Source organism: Streptomyces sp. NPDC127038 (assembly GCF_042725875.1).
Classification (GTDB): domain Bacteria; phylum Actinomycetota; class Actinomycetes; order Streptomycetales; family Streptomycetaceae; genus Streptomyces.
The window spans coordinates 54,868-70,718 of sequence record NZ_JBHXDQ010000006.1 but is presented as its reverse complement, the minus strand read 5'-3'; the positions used below and the strand labels follow the sequence as shown (position 1 = coordinate 70,718).

The 15,851-nt window shown below is 69.7% G+C and carries 17 protein-coding genes and 1 pseudogene; 7 read left to right on the top strand and 11 right to left on the bottom strand.

Annotated elements, in window-relative coordinates; genetic code table 11:
• Positions 1-101: 101 nt before the first annotated feature.
• Positions 102-779, top strand: a complete 678-nt coding sequence (locus tag ACFWI4_RS06605; RefSeq protein ID WP_387191672.1) for a response regulator transcription factor — start codon at positions 102-104, stop codon at positions 777-779.
• On the top strand, positions 760-2,178 hold the full coding sequence (locus ACFWI4_RS06600) for a sensor histidine kinase (RefSeq protein WP_387191670.1): 1,419 nt from the start codon (positions 760-762) through the stop codon (positions 2,176-2,178). Before ACFWI4_RS06605 ends, ACFWI4_RS06600 begins: the two co-directional genes overlap by 20 nt.
• 51 nt (positions 2,179-2,229) lie before the next feature.
• On the opposite strand, the gene ACFWI4_RS06595 is transcribed toward ACFWI4_RS06600, so the two are convergent.
• On the bottom strand, positions 2,230-3,165 hold the full coding sequence (locus ACFWI4_RS06595) for a hypothetical protein (RefSeq protein WP_387191668.1): 936 nt from the start codon (positions 3,163-3,165) through the stop codon (positions 2,230-2,232).
• Between the two features lie 242 nt (positions 3,166-3,407).
• On the opposite strand from ACFWI4_RS06595, the gene ACFWI4_RS06590 reads away from it, so the two are divergent.
• Complete coding sequence (locus tag ACFWI4_RS06590) at positions 3,408-3,947, top strand: hypothetical protein (protein ID WP_387191666.1); 540 nt, start codon at positions 3,408-3,410, stop codon at positions 3,945-3,947.
• Positions 3,948-3,996: 49 nt separating this feature from the next.
• Here ACFWI4_RS06590 and ACFWI4_RS06585 read toward each other — a convergent pair whose 3' ends face one another.
• The 4 genes from ACFWI4_RS06585 to ACFWI4_RS06570 all read right to left on the bottom strand — a co-directional run bounded on the left by ACFWI4_RS06585 (position 3,997) and on the right by ACFWI4_RS06570 (position 8,747).
• The gene (locus ACFWI4_RS06585; protein WP_387191664.1) at positions 3,997-4,521 is read right to left on the bottom strand and encodes a hypothetical protein; all 525 of its coding nucleotides are present in this window, start codon (positions 4,519-4,521) and stop codon (positions 3,997-3,999) included.
• A gap of 117 nt (positions 4,522-4,638) precedes the next feature.
• Entirely contained in the window at positions 4,639-7,233 is a 2,595-nt protein-coding gene (locus tag ACFWI4_RS06580) for a helix-turn-helix domain-containing protein (protein ID WP_387191662.1), read from the bottom strand.
• Positions 7,233-7,460 (bottom strand): hypothetical protein, encoded by a 228-nt coding sequence (locus ACFWI4_RS06575; protein WP_387191661.1) that lies wholly within the window; start codon positions 7,458-7,460, stop codon positions 7,233-7,235. The genes ACFWI4_RS06580 and ACFWI4_RS06575 overlap by 1 nt, the downstream gene beginning before the upstream one ends.
• Before the next feature lie 528 nt (positions 7,461-7,988).
• A complete protein-coding gene (locus ACFWI4_RS06570) occupies positions 7,989-8,747 on the bottom strand; it encodes a DUF899 family protein (protein ID WP_387191659.1) in 759 nt (252 codons plus the stop codon).
• 335 nt (positions 8,748-9,082) lie between these two features.
• Here ACFWI4_RS06570 and ACFWI4_RS06565 point away from each other — a divergent pair, with 335 nt between their 5' ends.
• Positions 9,083-9,727, top strand: coding sequence for a uridine kinase (locus ACFWI4_RS06565; protein WP_387191657.1), 645 nt, complete (start codon positions 9,083-9,085; stop codon positions 9,725-9,727).
• Between the two features lie 227 nt (positions 9,728-9,954).
• Here the strand turns inward: ACFWI4_RS06565 and ACFWI4_RS06560 are convergent, their stop codons facing one another.
• Together ACFWI4_RS06560 and ACFWI4_RS06555 are read right to left on the bottom strand one after the other, a co-directional pair.
• Positions 9,955-10,386 (bottom strand): DUF6417 family protein, encoded by a 432-nt coding sequence (locus tag ACFWI4_RS06560; RefSeq protein ID WP_387191655.1) that lies wholly within the window; start codon positions 10,384-10,386, stop codon positions 9,955-9,957.
• An 18-nt stretch (positions 10,387-10,404) separates the two neighbouring features.
• A complete protein-coding gene (locus ACFWI4_RS06555; protein ID WP_387191653.1) occupies positions 10,405-10,707 on the bottom strand; it encodes a hypothetical protein in 303 nt (100 codons plus the stop codon).
• A 78-nt stretch (positions 10,708-10,785) separates the two neighbouring features.
• On the opposite strand from ACFWI4_RS06555, the gene ACFWI4_RS06550 reads away from it, so the two are divergent.
• On the top strand, positions 10,786-11,025 hold the full coding sequence (locus ACFWI4_RS06550; RefSeq protein WP_387191651.1) for a hypothetical protein: 240 nt from the start codon (positions 10,786-10,788) through the stop codon (positions 11,023-11,025).
• A 26-nt stretch (positions 11,026-11,051) separates the two neighbouring features.
• Here the strand turns inward: ACFWI4_RS06550 and ACFWI4_RS06545 are convergent, their stop codons facing one another.
• The 3 genes from ACFWI4_RS06545 to ACFWI4_RS06535 form a co-directional block, all read right to left on the bottom strand.
• Positions 11,052-11,336: a hypothetical protein gene (locus ACFWI4_RS06545; RefSeq protein ID WP_387191649.1), complete on the bottom strand. Its 285-nt coding sequence runs from the start codon at positions 11,334-11,336 to the stop codon at positions 11,052-11,054.
• 28 nt (positions 11,337-11,364) lie between these two features.
• Positions 11,365-11,919 carry a dihydrofolate reductase family protein gene (locus ACFWI4_RS06540; protein WP_387191647.1) on the bottom strand — a complete coding sequence of 185 codons (555 nt, stop codon included), beginning with the start codon at positions 11,917-11,919 and terminating at the stop codon, positions 11,365-11,367.
• Between the two features lie 78 nt (positions 11,920-11,997).
• Complete coding sequence (locus tag ACFWI4_RS06535; protein ID WP_387191645.1) at positions 11,998-12,717, bottom strand: helix-turn-helix domain-containing protein; 720 nt, start codon at positions 12,715-12,717, stop codon at positions 11,998-12,000.
• Between the two features lie 457 nt (positions 12,718-13,174).
• Here ACFWI4_RS06535 and ACFWI4_RS06530 point away from each other — a divergent pair, with 457 nt between their 5' ends.
• Entirely contained in the window at positions 13,175-14,080 is a 906-nt protein-coding gene (locus ACFWI4_RS06530) for an oxidoreductase (protein ID WP_387191643.1), read from the top strand.
• 227 nt (positions 14,081-14,307) lie between these two features.
• Here ACFWI4_RS06530 and ACFWI4_RS06525 read toward each other — a convergent pair whose 3' ends face one another.
• Entirely contained in the window at positions 14,308-15,450 is a 1,143-nt protein-coding gene (locus tag ACFWI4_RS06525) for a protein kinase (protein WP_387191895.1), read from the bottom strand.
• Between the two features lie 287 nt (positions 15,451-15,737).
• Between ACFWI4_RS06525 and ACFWI4_RS06520 the strand changes: the two are divergent.
• Positions 15,738-15,824: pseudogene (locus ACFWI4_RS06520) on the top strand (IS5/IS1182 family transposase); the annotation flags it as partial.
• Positions 15,825-15,851 lie beyond the last annotated feature (27 nt).

The following is a 15,851-nucleotide window of genomic DNA, read 5'->3' as shown; positions in this document are numbered from 1 at the left end:
ACTCCCCCAGCCCACCCACCTCAGCCGGCGCGCAGCACCCCCTCGGCTTGCCGGGCGACCCCGGGGACGCGGGCCGCACGGCCACCACTCAGGCTTGGACCATGCGCATCCTCGTGATCGAAGACGACGACGCCCTCGGCGCCTCCCTGACCTGGGGACTGCGTGCCGAGGGCTACGCCGTCGTACTCGCCGCCGACGGCACCGAGGGTCTGTGGCAGGCCACCGAGCACGGTTTCGACCTGATCATCCTCGACGTCATGCTCCCCGGCCTCGACGGCTATCAGGTCTGCTCCCGCCTGCGGGAAGCCGGGAACTGGACGCCCATCCTCATGCTCACCGCCATGGACGGCGACCTCGACCACGCGGAAGGCCTGGATCTGGGCGCGGACGACTACCTCACCAAGCCCTTCGCCTACCCGGTCCTGCTCGCCCACATGCGCTCCCTGCTGCGGCGCGCCGCCATCCCGCGCCCCGCGCTGCTCACGGCCGGCGATCTGACCCTGGACCCGGCCACCCGCACCGTCCGGCGGGCCGGTCGGGCGGTCGCCCTCACGCCGGGCGAGCTCTCCGTCCTGGAGTACCTGCTGCGCGCGGACGGGCGGGCGGTGTCCAAGACCGAACTGCTGGAACACTGCTGGGACGCGGCCGCGGAGAGCGACTCCGCCGTGGTCGAGGTGCGTATCCATCACCTGCGCCGGAAGGTCGACCGGCCCTTCACCCACGGCATCATCGAGACGGTCCGAGGATCGGGGTACCGCATTGACCCGCACCGGCCCTAGCGGCTCCCTGCGCCTGCGCCTGACCGTGCTGGCCACCCTCGTCATCACCGTCACCGTGGCCCTGGCCGCCGCGGTGCTGGTCTTCAGCATGGTCCACACCGTCCGCGGCAACGTCACCACCACCCTCAACGCCTACGCCGACAGCGTCTCGCGCTCCAGCACCGACGGAACCTGGCCCCGGCCGCTTCCCCCCGCCCCCGGCGGACTCGGAGCCTGGGCCCAGGTGGTCGACGACTCCGGCGCCGTCGTCGCCTCCACCGCGAACGTCGACGGCCAGTCCGCCCGCTACACCTCGCCCGCCGGCAGCACCTCCCCGCAGCGCACCGCGGCCGCCGGGCAGGCCGACGAGCGCGTCGTCGCCCAGCGCCACGTCGCCGGACACACACCCGTCGTGATCTACGCCGGCGGCTCCACCGAACTGCTCTCCCTGCTGACCAGCGACATCAAGGGCTACCTGTTCTACGTCCTGCCGCTGGGCCTGGTCTGCGCGGTGGGCGTGTCCTGGCTGCTGATCGGACGTACCCTGCGCCCGGTCGAACGCATCCGCGCGGAGGCCGCCGAGATCACCGCGAGCGACCTCCACCGACGAATCCCCGAACCCGCCGGCGACGACGAGATCGGGCGCCTCGCCCGCACCCTCAACACCATGCTGGCCCGGCTGGACGCCTCCGCGGGACGCCAGCGCCGGTTCGTCGCCGACGCCTCCCACGAGCTGCGCACCCCGCTCGCCGCCGTCCGTACGTCCCTGGAGGTCGGCCTCGCCCACCCCGACCGCGCACCCTGGCCCGAGCTCGCCCGGCGCGCCGTCTCCGAGACCACACGGCTGCAACGCCTGGTCGACCAACTGCTGCTGCTGGCCCGCGCCGACGACACCCTCCTCACCCGTGTGGAACCCGTCGACCTCGCCGCCCTCGCCGCGGCGGCGATCGACGCCGTACCCGCCCGTGTCCCCGTCGACCTCCACGCCCCCGACCCGGTTCCGCTGCTCGGCGACCCGGACCAGCTCACCCGGCTGATCCGCAACCTCCTGGACAACGCGGACCGCCACGCCCGCCTGCACGTCACGGTCACCGTCAAGGCCGAAGACCCCGGCACGGCCGTCCTGATCGTCGCCGACGACGGCCCGGGCATCCCGCCCGAGGACCGGACCCGGATCTTCGACCGCTTCGTCCGCCTCCAGGCCTCCCGCACCCGCCAACCCGGCCAGTCCGCCGGAACCGGACTCGGACTGTCCATCGCCCAGAGCATCGCCACAGCCCACGACGGCACCCTCGACGTCGCCCCCGCCCACTCAGCCGAGGCCGCCGACGGCCCCGGCGCCGCCTTCGTCCTGCGGCTGCCCATCGGAACCGACCCCGGCAACCGTCCGGACACCGCGCGTCCTGACCCCGGCCGGTGATCACGGGCACCCGCCCCTGCGGACGGTACGCGGCTGGTGTACGGCGGGCTGCTATACGGGGCCTGCTTCCTTGCGGCGTACGTCCTGCGCCCTCGCGCGTGCGTCCCGCTCGGCCCGGGCGAGGGAGTCGGCGGCGGACCGGCTGTGTTCCTCGGCCCCGTGCTCGTCGCTCTCGGCCTGCTGGTGCTCTCGGCGTGCCTGCCGCAGTTCCTCTTCGGCGAGGGACATCCGCCGGCGGGCCTGCTCGGTGCGCTCGCGCGCCCGCTGGAGCTCGGCGTCGGCGTCCGCTCGGCGTGCGTGCTCCTCGTGCAGGCGCTGCTCGGCCGCCTCGGCCGCCTCCCTGGCCCGGGCCAGCTGTTCTTCGTGGGCTCGGCGCCGCTCGGCTAGTTCATCCGTGACGGCCTGTTTCGCGGGCGGGTGCGCGGGACGGCTGCCCGGGCGCGGCCGGTTGGCCGCCGGTGCCGTTGCGGGGCGCAACTCCGACGGCGGGGTCAGGGCGTTGACCAGGCGACCGCCCGCCCACTGGTCGGCCGCGTCCGGATCGGCGAGCACGGCGCGCAGCGTGGTTTCGAGGTCTTCCTGGACCGGCGCGGAGAGCGGGTGCCCGGCGTCGCGGGCCAGCTCGGCGGCCTGCAGGGACAGGGCCGCGACCACGTGGCGGCGCTGTGCGGAGAGATCCTTGAGCCCGTCGGCGTCGAGGGTCTGGTAGGCCTCCCGCAGCGCGAGTCCCAGGTCCAGGAACGCGCGGCTCTCCTCCGTCCGGGAGCGCAGCAGGAGGTTGGCCGCCCAGGCCGCGAGGGTCGGACGGCGGGCGGCGTGGATCCGGCGGGCGTCCTCCGCCCGGCCAGCTGTTCTCACGGCGGCGGCCGCCGTCTCCCGTCGGGCGACGAAGTCGGGCGGCGGTGTGGTGTAGAGGTCGTCGAGGACGGCTTCCACGTCCTGCTCCTGACCGTCGCCGCGGCCCTTGCGCGGGCTCAGGGTCTCCACCCCTCGCGCCCGCCGTCATGACGGCCGATGGACGGGTGAACGATCATGCTGCGCTCCGGCATGGGACCAGCCTCCCGCGCACCTGACCGCCCCGCATCCGTGCCGGGATCGGTCGTCCTTCCGGCTGCACGAAGTCCTGTGGACCGGTTCCCCAATCAGGCGTGTAATGGAAGGTACGCGGTGTGCGCCGAGGTACGACGGCCGCAAGACACTCCGAGGCGATCGCAGCCGGAGGACTTCTCGTGAAGTACCAGACCCGAGCATTCATCGCAGCCACCGGAACCGCACTCTTCCTGTCCGCGACCACGTTGGCGTACGCCGACGGTGCCGGTCACGGCGGGGTACAGGGCGGACAAGCAGCGCAATCGGCGGTGAGCACCTCGTCCCCCGCGACGGTGTCCACCAAGTCCGGTCCGCTCGGCACCATCCTGGTCAACAGCAAGGGACACACTCTTTATCTCTTCCAGTCCGACAAAACCAACAAGTCCACGTGCAACGGGGACTGCGCCAAGGCCTGGCCACCGCTGAAGGCGAGCGGAACTCCGACCGCCGGAAGTGGCGTGAACAGCAAGCTGCTGTCGACGACCACGCGCAGCGACGGCTCGAAGCAGGTCACGTACAACGGGCACCCGCTCTACACGTTCAAGGAGGACACCAAGGCCGGACAGACCAACGGCCAGGGGCTCAACGCCTTCGGTGCCAAGTGGTACGTGGTGGGTCCTGACGGGAAGCAGATCACCAAGACCCCGTCAGCGTCACCGTCACAGAACAGCGGCTACTGACCGGCCCGCCTCACCCATCGGCTCCGCATGATCCGCGGCACCGGCCCGGTCAACCCCAAGGGTTCGGCCCCTGTTTGAGGACGACAAGTTCGCGCGCTCGGTCGGTGGGCCAGAGGTCGATCCGGTAGAGGAAGTGATGGCCGGGGTCGCCGTTGGTGTCGACAGCCGGTGGGCCGGAGGGGACGTAGGAGACCCGAGCCCGCAACCGCCCAGCGGGAACCGTCACCGCCGGCCCGTCCTCCGGGAGGACTCCTGGGCTGTACAGGGCGAGTCGGCCCGTCGGGGCATCCAGGTCGGCCTCCACTACGTGCTCCGCCGTCGGCTCGACCGTCGGCGCGGACGCGTGGACGGTGATCAGCGATTCGACCATGTCGTCCCGCGCGGTGCCGACGGAGATCGAATGCGGTTCCACCCCGATGCGGTGAACGAAGACCGCTTCTTCGGTCCAGCCGGCCGGAGGAAGGTCGCGGTCCGTCGCGTCGTCGCCCATCCAGGCGTCATAAGGGTCGAGGTCCTGGACGTAGAACTGCCCGTGATCAGCGTCTATCAGGAACCTCAGCGCATCGTCAGTCACCGCCGCAGGCTACCGAAGCGGACTGACACCCCCGGCTCAGCTCACCCACCGGGCCGCCCGCCCCCAAGGCGACGCCGGACATCAACGCCTCTGCCGACCCGCCGACGAAGCCAACGGTCAGGCGGCCGCCTTGGGAGCTGGAAGGAGCCAGCGTGCGAGCAGACGGCGTACGGGGGTCTGGGGGGTGTCCGAGCCGATGGGCAGCGCGTGAGCCAGGGCGGGATGACTGAGGCGGAAGGCGCCGCCGACCGGGACAAGGACCCCGATGCACACCGCGGCGATGAGGACCTGGAGGTCGCCTCGGTGGCGGTAGTTGACGGCCCTGCCTATCAGGACGCGCGGATCTCCGGCCAGCGGGTCCTGGAACTGGTCGCGGATCACCTGGTCCTCCCGGTGCAACTGGTCCCAGGTCGCCGCGATCTCCTGCTCGTACCTTTCCTTCTGCGTGATCCAGGCCAGCTGTGAGACGGGATGGGAACGGTGGAGATGGTGCCGGACTCCGACGCTGGACGCGAAGCCCAGCAGCAGCCCTTCGACGAAAGTGACCATCCCGAGTACGGGCGACAGCGTCAAGGCCCCGGAGAGGAGCGCCGCTGCGGCGGACCAGGGTACGAAGAGCCGTGCCGCCCAGGACGCGTCGTCGGTGATCATCGCGGGAGCGGACGGGCATTCGATGTCGTCGACCGGGCGAGTCGCGCGGGCCTGAACGATCAGGCAGAACAAGCACATCAGGCTGTTGATCAGGATCACGATCTGGCCTGCCGCCTCCCCGAGGAGTTCGGAGGAGTGTGGCTCCGCCGCCACGGTGATCGAGCTGACGATCAGGGTGAGGGTGATGGCTCGCGCCAGTGCGGACAGAAGGCGTGGTTCCGCGAGGACGGACGGTCGCGCGGAACGATCGGACGGGGATGCCGGGATGCGTCGAGCGTGCGGGGGCGGGCGGCGGGCGGTTCTCGGTGCCCCTGACCTGGACAGGCACAGGGCGAGGATCAGGGGCAGGAGAGCGAAGACGGTGACGGGGCTCAGGAGCAGGATGGTGAAGAAGGCCGCCGCCGCCAGCCGCCGTGGCGGCTGGACGAGAGTGGAGGGCGCCACGAGGGTCGGGTCACCAGCGCGGCGGGATGCCCTCCCGAGTACCGAGCGCAGACAGGTCAGGCTGATCGATGCCGAACTGTCCGTGCCCTGCTGCACGCCGTAGCGAACGGCGAGGTGGTACTCCACCAGATGAGTGCGCAGGGCGGCGGCGTCGGGGAACTGATCGGTGTCCAGGAGCATGTCCGGGAAGGCGTGGGCGTGAAGATGGCGGCGACGCACCGTGGCTGCCATGAAGGGCGTCGCGCAAACTTCCTGAAGGGCCGCGGTCCGGGGGTCGCCGCGCTGCAGCGACTCGATGATGTGGTGCCAGGAACGGCCCTGGTGGGAGGCTCCGGCGGGGAGGAACTCGGCGAGTTCGGCGGGACCCAGCGGTTGCAGGTGGACTGCGGCGGAGCCGCAGAGCACGGTGCCGGTGCGTTCGACCAGTTCGGCGTAGGCGGTCAGGCGACTGGTGAGGACGATCTTCTGGTTCGGGTCGAACGTGTTGGCCGCCTCCAGGACGGCCACGCGTGCTTCGGGTGTGAGGTGGTGCAGGCCGTCGAGAAGCGGGAGCAGCAGGCGGTGCTCGGTGAGGTGTTCCACCGTCTCACGGCCGAAAGCGCGAACGGCCTGGTGGTCGATCCATTCCTGGAGCGTTCCGCTGGTCCACGTCATCAGGGGAAGCAGCAGCGGGATGGGGGCTAGGGCGGCGTGGTCGGCACCTTCGATGAGGCCCATGCCCAGTCGGCGTACCAGATTGCTGGCGCCTGCCCCGGCCGACCCGAGCACGACGAGCCGGCCGGAGGAAATGGTGCGGTAGACATCGGTGATCTCGGCACCGCGGCCGGACAACTGGGCCATCCGGACACCGAGGGCTCCGGCGTCGGCCTCCCATTCGTCATGGAGGTGGGCGGACGCGGCGCGCCAGCCGACCTCCACCCAGGGGGCGCTGGCCGTCCCTTCGTGCATCGGGTCGTGCGGGGCCAGGCGGCGGCGTGCCGCGGCCCGGGCGGCGACGTACCAGTGCGGGACCGCCGTCTCCTCGGCAGCCGCGTTGGCACGCTGGCTGGCCTGATCCGCACGCTTCCAGCGCGGCTTCCACACCTGTTCGATCTCGCTGTCCAGAACGCCGATGACCTGGAGGACGTCTCGCACACGTTCCCAGGGCGGCAGCGCCTTGCCCCGGATGTCCTTGGAGAGAGTGCCCGGGGCGTACCCGGCGCTCCGTGATATCTGGCGCAGGCTCTTTCCGCTGGTCTTCACCGTGCCGTCCAGAAGGTGGCCGAACTCGGCGACCAGGGGATGCGGCGCGAGGCCGTACGTGCCAGCCGCCGCGGTGTCCGAACCGCCGGCGTCCTTGGTGCGTCCCACGGCTCGTTCGGCACGCCTCCACCGCTCAAGCCATGCGGTCCGGTCCGCCTGCGGGTCGCACGCACCGGCGTAGGCCCAGGTCACCGGCCAGGACGGCAGTTCACGGCCGCCCGCCGCGGTCGACAGGACGCTCGGGCTGTAGGCGGCCGCGGCGGCGAGGCCGCGATAGGTCAGACCCGCCGTTCCCCGCACGGACCGAAGGGCCCGTGCGAGGTCGACGAGCGCGGGGATGCCGTCTTGAGGAAGGGAAGCCTCCCCGCGGGGCATTACCGGATCCCGTTCGGTGCGGGCCGGCGGGTGACGCCGAGGAGCCGGTCGGCGATCTCGGCGCTGGCGCCGGCCGCTATGACGGCCACACCGGCGGCGGCCCGCGGATCCTGGCCGTCCGCAGCGAGCAGGACCGCGGTCAGGAGAATCACGATCAGTACGACGACCCGTGCCGGTGTCTCAAGGACGCCGGTGTCGCCGAGACGGGGTGGAACGATGACGGTCATGGCAAGGAGCCTCCATGCGAACGAGCCCGGACAGGAGTTGAGTCATCCACCGGCAGTTGGCGCTGCCTCGATCGATGGGTGACATCACGTCAAGAATGCCCGTCTTGGCGCTTTCTCGGAGGATTCCGGCCGACATCGAATTGACCGCTATGACCGTTACGCCGTGCCGCCGAACAATGCCGGTCCTCACCGCGTCCGCAGAACAACGGCCGCACAACGTCCCTACAACGACTGAAGGTGCAGGTGGAGGGCCCCAGGATTCAGTCGCGTCCAGCTCGCCGCGGCGGACCGGGAGAACAATCCGCGCCACCCCCATAATGGGAGCGAGGCGAAAGTTCGTACAACCGCCCTTGGCAGCGTCCGCCCTACGAGCCCGGACAGCGGCCACGGACCGCCCCGTTGGCGCGGGGCGGTCCCCCTCTCCTGGCCGGCTTTTCCTCGGGCTCCCAGGATCAGCTGCTCGAACACCTGCGGGCCGCCCTCATCTCCCCTTCCTGGCCGCCTCGTCGAGCCGGCCGTGGAGCCGGTTCACGAGCAGCAGCCCGAACCGCCTGTGCCGGACTGTCCGCCGTGGAGGCCGTCGTCGTGGCCCGCTGCGATCCGTGCCCATTGCGCGGTCGGCCGTCCGTCCTTGCGGAACTGCTGACCGAGGGTCGCGTACGGCTGCGGCCAGCCTGACGGGGAGTCCTCCCAGGTCTCCTGCCGTCCGTGGACGGTCATGTCGAGGATGCCGTAGGACGGGGCCATGGGTTCGACGCCGCGGCCGGTGGTCCAGTACGTCTCGTAGACGCGGTCGCCGTCGCGGAGGTAACTCGCCTTCATCCCGAAGTGGCGCCCGGCGAGGAGCCGTTCGCGCGACTCGGCGGGGACGGAGTACCAGGGCACGTCCCAGCCCATGAAGCGGCGGTAGCGGTCGGACTCCTCGTAGGGGCCCTGGCAGAAGACGACGAAGGTGACGTCCCGCTGGTGCAGATAGGCCAGTTCGCGGACCTGGCCGGTGAAGAAGGTGCAGCCCTCGCACTGGTCCGCGGCGGTGTGGCCGTCGTGCCACATGTGATACGACACGAACAGCTGGGTGCGGCCCTCGAAGACGTCGATCAGGGGGACGCTTCCGTTGCTTGCCGCGAGCGGAGTCGAAGGGTTCACCTCGGTCATGGGCAGTCGCCGCCGTGCGGCGGCGATCGCATCGCCCTCCCAGGTGTGCGCCTTCTCCCGGACGCGCAGGGTGTCGACGGCGGCCAGCCACTCCCGGCGGGAGACGACCGGCGGCGTGTTCTCAGCAGTCATGCCCGTACTGACCCGACGGCCCGCGAGAACTCATCGGTGGAGCCCGCCGGCCGGGCGCAGACCGACCACGTCGGCGCCGGGTCAGGTGCATGACGATCCGCTCTCCCGCGCGTCGATGTCACGCCCGTGTCCAAGGACTGTTCCCGCAGGTCGGAGGTCTGCGGCAGGCGCCAGGACCGGTGTGTGGGCGGGCCGAAGGTCGCGGCGCCGGGCCCCCGCAGGACCGGCCCGCGTTTCCCTGCTTGCCATGGGCGATCACCCCGCCGTACATTCCCTGCACTCGGCTTCTCCAGCCGCGTCGTCTATCCCCTTTGAGCACATGAGGAGCGCCCGGTATGACGGGTGTACTGGCGGTCGCAGGCGGCACCGCATCCGGCAAGTCCACCCTTGCCGAAGCTCTGTCGCTGCGTTGCCCCGAGAGCGTCACGCTGGTCCATCTGGACGACTATTACGTGCCCGCGCACGACCGCCTGAGAGGTGAGTGGACGGTCAGTGCCGACGGGCACGCCGTCCTGGACTGGAACCATCCGGGGTCGATCGACGAGACGGCGGTGGCGCACGCCATCGACGCGGCACTGATGCGCCCCGGCGGGCGGCTGGTGGTGGTCGAGGGCCTGTTCGCGCTGTCGCTGCCGTCCGTGGTCCGGCGGGCCGCGTGGCGGGTGTTCGTCGACACCCCGGACGACATACGCCTGGCCCGCAAGATCCTCCGGAAGATCGAGGTGCAGCGGCAGGACCCCCGGCTGTCCCTGCGCAACTATCTGCAGACCGGCAGGGACCGCCACACGGACCACGTCGCGCCCTCCCGGGCGGCGGCCGATCTGGTCGTGGACGGGACCGCGAGCGAGACGGAGATGCTGGCGGCCGTCATGCCGCTGATCGGGGCGGCCCTCGCGCCGCAGCCCGCGGTGGCCTCGCGCGCACGCGAGGTGTGCGGTGTGGCCCGCAACACCCCCGGGGTCCCGGCTCTCGCGCTGTGACGTGCCCCGGGGCACCGGCCCCGGGGCGACACCGCGTGATCACGCTTCCGGGGACACGTCCCGGGCCCCGGCGGGCTCTCCAATCGATTACAGCCGCCCGGAGAGGGAACCCTGCCCGTGTCGGTCCACCGGCTGGCCGGACTCGGCGCGAGCCGTGACGGGGGGTGCGTGCCCTGTAGGAGCGGTACGGGCACGCCGGTGAGCCCGGGTCGCAGGGCCGTGGTGATTCAGCCCTCTGACAGGATCCGCGCGGCGATCCCCATCGCAAGCCGGTCCGCTTGCAGCGAGAGCTGATGGCCATCCTGCGCAATCGTCAGCAGGAGCTGGAGCAGTTCGTGTGCTTCCTGCGGCGTCAGCCTCTCGGCGACGTCGTCCAGCGGCGCAAAGTCGACGTCGTCGAGATCGAGATGGTCGTAGTTCTCCGCGCCAAGGCCAACGGCCCCTGACTGCGTTCGCGATACTGGCCGGCTCTGCCCGCACTCAGCGTGGAGCGTCTGCGTTGAGGCAGCCAGAGTTCTTCCGGCAGCCCTTGCTCCTCGGGCCTTGGTCAGTTGCTGCAGGCGTCGATCACCGAGGACAGGGCGGTCTTCTCGGCGTCGGTGGTGGTGAGCTTCCAGACCGATTCGATGTGGGTGCAGTCCTTGGCGTAGACACCGCACGCTGTTATGTCGTCACGTTCAGGGGATGAGTCCTCCGTTCACGGCGCGGCCGAAGAGCCGCTGGTGCCATTCGTTGGCGTCCGGTCCGGGGTCGGTGGCCAGGACGAGGTTCGGGGCGGTCTCGATGAGGTGGAGAAGCGTCCAAGCGACGCCGTAGCAGTCGTCCGGGCCGAAGCAGGTGACGAGCGCACGGGCTTCCTCTCCCGTGACCGGCTTCGGAATCGCTTCGAGCTGCTCGACGCGCCTGTCGATCTCTTCTCCGCTCGCGTCCCAGTCAGGGAGCGGGCCGTCGGCGACGAATACCTGGACTTGAGGTCTCATGTTCAAAGGGTCGGTCGCCGTCGATCTCCCGGGCAAGACGCGGGTGCGTCCGGCGCCTGACAGGGCACGATAGGCGCCATGGAATCCGATCTGCCGACCGTGAACGTCCGGCTGTGGCATGCCGATGCAGTCGTCCTGTTCGACTGGCTGATGAGTACCGATCTCGACGCAGTCCCCATCACCCATCCCGCGCAGAAGCAGGCCTTGGTTGACCTGCTGGGTCGGCTGGAGTCCGACGTCGATGCCGACATCGCCGGTTCGACGAGCGAGGAGATCGCCGCCGCGCAGGCGGAGGTGGCTCGGGATATGAGCTGGTAGAACCGCTCAACCTTCCGTGCGGCAGATCAGGCGGCCGCTGCCTCCGCCGGCGGGCACGACGCCGTGGGGAACGCGGACCGCTCGTCGAAGAGCTCGCGCTTCTGTTGGCAGTGGTGAAGCTGGCCGATCATACGGTTGAAGAAGTTGCGTTGGGCGGCGTTCCAGTCGCCTTGTTCGCGTCGGCGCCGGTAGCGGGTGTCGGCTCCGGTGGAAGCCCGGAGTGAAGCGAAGGTCGGCTGCGGCCAGGGCCTGCGCCCGTTGCAGGGCCGGACGCGGTCGAGGACGACGAGGACCAGCCGTGACCGTCGCATCCGCCGTCCGGGGCAGGCGTTGTCGCGCTCAGCGCGCCGGACGGTAGGTCGCGATGATCACTCCGCTGCTGGTCGGCCGGGCGCTCGCCAGCTCCAACTTCTTCAGGGCGGCGTCGTCGGCGAACAGCTTCTTGCGGCCCTCGCCGGCCACTACCGGGTGGATGAGCAGGACCAGTTCGTCCAGCAGGTCCTGCTCCAGCAGCGAACGCACCAGCGTCGGGCTGCCCGCGACGGTGATGTCCTTGCCCTCGGTCGCCTTGAGCTCCTCGATCGCGGCCGCCAGATCACCCTTGACGAGCGTGCTGTTCGCCCAGTCGTCGACACTGTCCAGCGTCGAGGAGACGACGTACTTGGGCGAATCGTTGATCCACTTGGAGAAGGCGACGTCCTCGCCGCTGGTCACCGTCGGCCAGTACGCGGCCCACTCCGTGAAGGTCACCCGGCCCAGCAGAATCGTGTCGGCCGCCTCCAGCGCCTTCCCCAGCTCCGCGCCCATCTCCTCGTCGAAAGCGAACTGCCACTCGTTCGGCGACTGGACGACACCGTCGAGCGCGACGAACAGACCCGAAACGACCTTGCGCATGATTCCTCCATGATCAGTTCGGGGTCGTCTGCCCGGTCCCGTCCGGGACGAGCCGACCCCGTCGGCTGCTCCAGGAGACTATGCGGGCATCGCGGCCGAGGTCTTGTACAGAAGCGACAGGGGCTCCGCCCTGTCCGGAGAGCTCAGCCGAGTGGCGGTCCGGCCGATGTACCGGGTCAAGGACCGCGCCAGATGCGGCTGGTCGAAGTAGCCCAGCCTGTGCACGACGTCCTGGGCCTGCACACCCTCCTGGATCAGCACCGCCGCCTCACGGGCGCGGTGGATCTGCCGGATGGCACCCCGGGTGAGGCCCGTCGCCGCGACGAAGCGGCGCTGGAGGGTGCGTTCGGAGACATCGGGAGGAGCACCGTCGAGCACGGCGGGCACGATCGGGTCGCAGTCCACGATGCCCTCACGCACCATGCGCCGTACGAACGCCTCCGCGTTGTCGTAATCGGGCGGGTGCCAAGCGTGGCCCTTCAGCCAGACGGAGCGCCGCGTCACGTCGGGTATCTCCGCGCTACTGCCCACGAGCCGGCTGATCGGTATGTGTGGCATCGAGGTGCCGAGGGCAAAGCTGATGCCGAAGAACGTGGCGTCCTTGGGGACGGGGGCCAGACACGCCTTGGGTTCGGGGCCCAGTACGGCCGCCTGGACCTGACCGTCTTGCTCCCAGAAGACGAGCTCCCAGTGCGATGTCGCGATCGACGTCATCCGGCCCACATCGTCGCTGCGGCTGCGCCACACCCGCTCGATGTACGGAAGCTCCGACGGTCTGCTCTCGATCTCCAGACCCAACCGGATCGCCCCCGTTCCCCGCTGCCTGATCCCGTCAGTGTGTCACGTCGTCCGGACGGCCAGCGGACGTACGAGATGCGCGGGGCGACGTCACGCGCATGCGCTGCCCGTGATCAGGATCGCCGTGAACGTGAGAGTACGCAGGACACGGTCTTGGGACCGGACGGGCCCTGGGTCGTGCGGTCCCTACCCACGACGGTTGGGCTGGTGCACGGCGACTCTCCGGTGATCCGGCCTCGCTGAACGCAGCCACCATCGTCCGCCGCCTCGCCGCGACAGCAGCACAAGGAATGAAACGTCGCCCTGAGCGCCGCTCTCTCGTCAGTTCCAACGGCATTGCGAAGATGGTTAGTTCCCGATAGGGATGTGACGCTTCGCCCAGCCCGTTGACCTGTCGCAGCAGACCGTGACCGCCCCATACTCCAGGACCTGACGAACCGACGGGCGAGGGAGCACAGTGAGCGCAGCAGCGGCAGCAGGGACCTGGAAACTCGGCGACCTGGAGGTGAATCGCATCGGCTACGGCGCGATGCGGCTGACGGGCAACGGCATGATGGGGAACTCCGACGGTGCGCCGATCGACCGCGATGTCGCCGTCGGGCTGCTGCACAGCGCGTTCGAGCAGGGTGTCAACCACGTCGACACGGCAGCCTTCTACTTCTCGCCACTGCGGTCCGCGAACGAGCTCATCAACCGCGCCCTCTCCTCCTGGCACGGTGACGTGGTCGTGGTGACCAAGGTCGGCCCGGGGCGTGATCCCTCCGGCGAGTGGCTCGACTCGGTCCGCCCCGACCAGTTGCGCGGCCAGGTCGAGGAGAACCTGCGCCAGCTCGGCCGGGACTGTCTGGACGTGGTGAACCTGCGCGCCGGCGGCCCCCGCACGGCCTCGGTCGCCGAGCACTTCGGCGCCCTCGCCGAACTGCGCGATGCCGGTCTGATCCGACACCTCGGACTCTCAGCCGTCCTGCCCGAGCACGTGACCGAGGCCCAGACGATCGCGCCCGTGGTCTGCGTGCAGAACTCCTACGGCCTGGACTGGCGCCGCGCGGACGATAACGGGCTGGTGGACCTGTGCGGGAAGCAGGGCATCGCCTTCGTCCCGTTCTTCGCGGTCTCCGGCCTGCGTCGCGAGGCGGCCGCAGGCCAGGAGCACGACACACGCGTCCGCTCCGTCGCCCGCGCTCACAATGCGACGCCGGCCCAGATACGGCTCGCCTGGACTCTCCACCGTGGTCCGCACGTGCTGGCCATTCCCGGCACCACGAACCCGGCGCACCTGGCAGAGAACATCACCGCCGGAACCCTGCACCTGACCGAGGAAGAGTTGGCCCTCCTCAACAAGCGGAACGAGGGCACCGCTTGAGCCTCTGCCAGCGGTGCATGGTGAGCTTCCCCAGCCTGCCGAGACCCGGACCGAGTGGGGCGGGATATCCCCGGTCGTTTGCAGGAATCGCTGTCAGCGGGCATCTAGTCCATAACTCGTCGTAGTTCAGAGCCGGTTCACGAACTCCTGCGGTCGGTGAAATCGACGAACTGCCCGGCCTGGCCAATGCGCCGCGTCATGCCCGCGTCGTCGGAGGTCTGACCTGGTCAGTAGATGGCCGCCTGGCCCGGTGCCGCGGTCGGGTGGAAGATGACGATCGGGTTCTCCGCTGTGTCCGTGATGATCCATGGATGTGAGACATACGTCTGCTGGACGTAGGACATGCCTGGGGCGAGTTGCGTGTAGAAGGTGCGGGAGCCCTGGTAGTCGAGCCAGCAGATTCGTACGGCCTGTCTGCGCTGGTTGACGAACTCGATCTGGGTGGAGATGTCACTGTCCGTGGAACGAAGTGTCTGCTCTTCCGCCGGTGACAGCGGAGGGAGCGGGACCCAACCCGTCGGACGCTGGGCCGTTGACAGGGACGTCAACTGGACGAGGCCGCCGGCGAGTGCACGGAGGGCGTCGCCCACGTGAGCCGCGGATGCGGGTCGGCCGGCGGCGTCCTTGGCCAGCAGATCCAGGACCAGCCGTTCGAGCTCGGCGGGGATGTCGGGCCGTAGATCGGTGAGCCGGGGCGGGGGTTGAGTGAGGTGCTGGCGCATGAGGTCGGCAAGTGACGGGCCAGGGAAGGGCGGCCGTCCGACGAGCAGTGCGTGCAGGGTGGCGCCGAAGGAGTACAGGTCGCTGGCCGCGTCGGCGTCCTTGCCTTCGTACTGCTCGGGTGCCATGTAAGCGGGGGTGCCGAGCATGCCGCCGGGCGCGGTGCGGGCTGTGGCGGCATCGGTGTAGCGGGCTATCCCGAAGTCACAGATCTTCACCCCGCCGTCGGCCAATTCCATCAGGTTGGCCGGCTTGATGTCACGGTGCACGACCCCCTTGCGGTGCGCGTAGTGCAAAGCGTCCGCCACTGGCGCCATCAACTGCGCAACGCCAAGGACCGTTAGACCAGTTGGGCTGTCCTCGATCAGCGTCTGGAAGTCAGTGCCGGCGAGCAGCTCCATCACGAAGAACGGGTGCCCATGATGTTCTCCGATGTCGTACACGACGGTGATACCGACATGCTGCAACCGGGCGCCCGTACGCGCTTCCCGCCGTAGCCGGGCGATCAGCCCGGGGGCTGCGTTCACGACCTTGACCGCGACGGAGCGGTCCAGCTCGCGGTCGTACGCCGACCACACCTCCCCCATGCCGCCTTGACCGATACGTACCTCAAGCAGGTACTTGCCGGCCAGCAACTCCCCCTGGTGCACCGTCAACCCCCTCCTGCGCCGACGCACGATCGCGCGACGCACCCTCGGCCCGCTTTCCGACCAGATCGTTTCAGGAAAGACTCCCCGGCGACATAACACCGGTACGGCAAGGCCGCTTTGCTCATCCCAGTGATTGAGACGTCATCTCATTTGGTGAGTCTATGCGACGATTCGTCGGCCAGTGGAAGGTCATGAGCGGGGGCGAAGGTCGATGGCGTACGTCAGATCGGCTGAAGCGTCCGGCTGCATCGTCGATCCCGCCGGCGAGGATCGAGGAACGGACCGGGTCGACGGCTCGGGTGTGGGCCAAGCTCCACCGAGTGGTGCTCTACGAGTTCGGTGCCCGAGGCGAACTGGACTGGACCCGCTTCGCAACGCGGCGTCCGCTCACCTCAAGTACG

Excerpts from the sequence above, each read along its gene's own strand:
- ACFWI4_RS06605 (WP_387191672.1), top strand. The coding sequence starts at position 102 with ATGCGCATCCTCGTGATCGAAGACGACGACGCCCTCGGCGCCTCCCTG.
- ACFWI4_RS06580 (WP_387191662.1), bottom strand. The coding sequence starts at position 7,233 with ATGCCCCGCGGGGAGGCTTCCCTTCCTCAAGACGGCATCCCCGCGCTC.
- ACFWI4_RS06575 (WP_387191661.1), bottom strand. The coding sequence starts at position 7,460 with ATGACCGTCATCGTTCCACCCCGTCTCGGCGACACCGGCGTCCTTGAG.
- ACFWI4_RS06570 (WP_387191659.1), bottom strand. The coding sequence starts at position 8,747 with ATGACTGCTGAGAACACGCCGCCGGTCGTCTCCCGCCGGGAGTGGCTG.
- ACFWI4_RS06565 (WP_387191657.1), top strand. The coding sequence starts at position 9,083 with ATGACGGGTGTACTGGCGGTCGCAGGCGGCACCGCATCCGGCAAGTCC.
- ACFWI4_RS06555 (WP_387191653.1), bottom strand. The coding sequence starts at position 10,707 with ATGAGACCTCAAGTCCAGGTATTCGTCGCCGACGGCCCGCTCCCTGAC.
- ACFWI4_RS06550 (WP_387191651.1), top strand. The coding sequence starts at position 10,786 with ATGGAATCCGATCTGCCGACCGTGAACGTCCGGCTGTGGCATGCCGAT.
- ACFWI4_RS06545 (WP_387191649.1), bottom strand. The coding sequence starts at position 11,336 with ATGCGACGGTCACGGCTGGTCCTCGTCGTCCTCGACCGCGTCCGGCCC.
- ACFWI4_RS06540 (WP_387191647.1), bottom strand. The coding sequence starts at position 11,919 with ATGCGCAAGGTCGTTTCGGGTCTGTTCGTCGCGCTCGACGGTGTCGTC.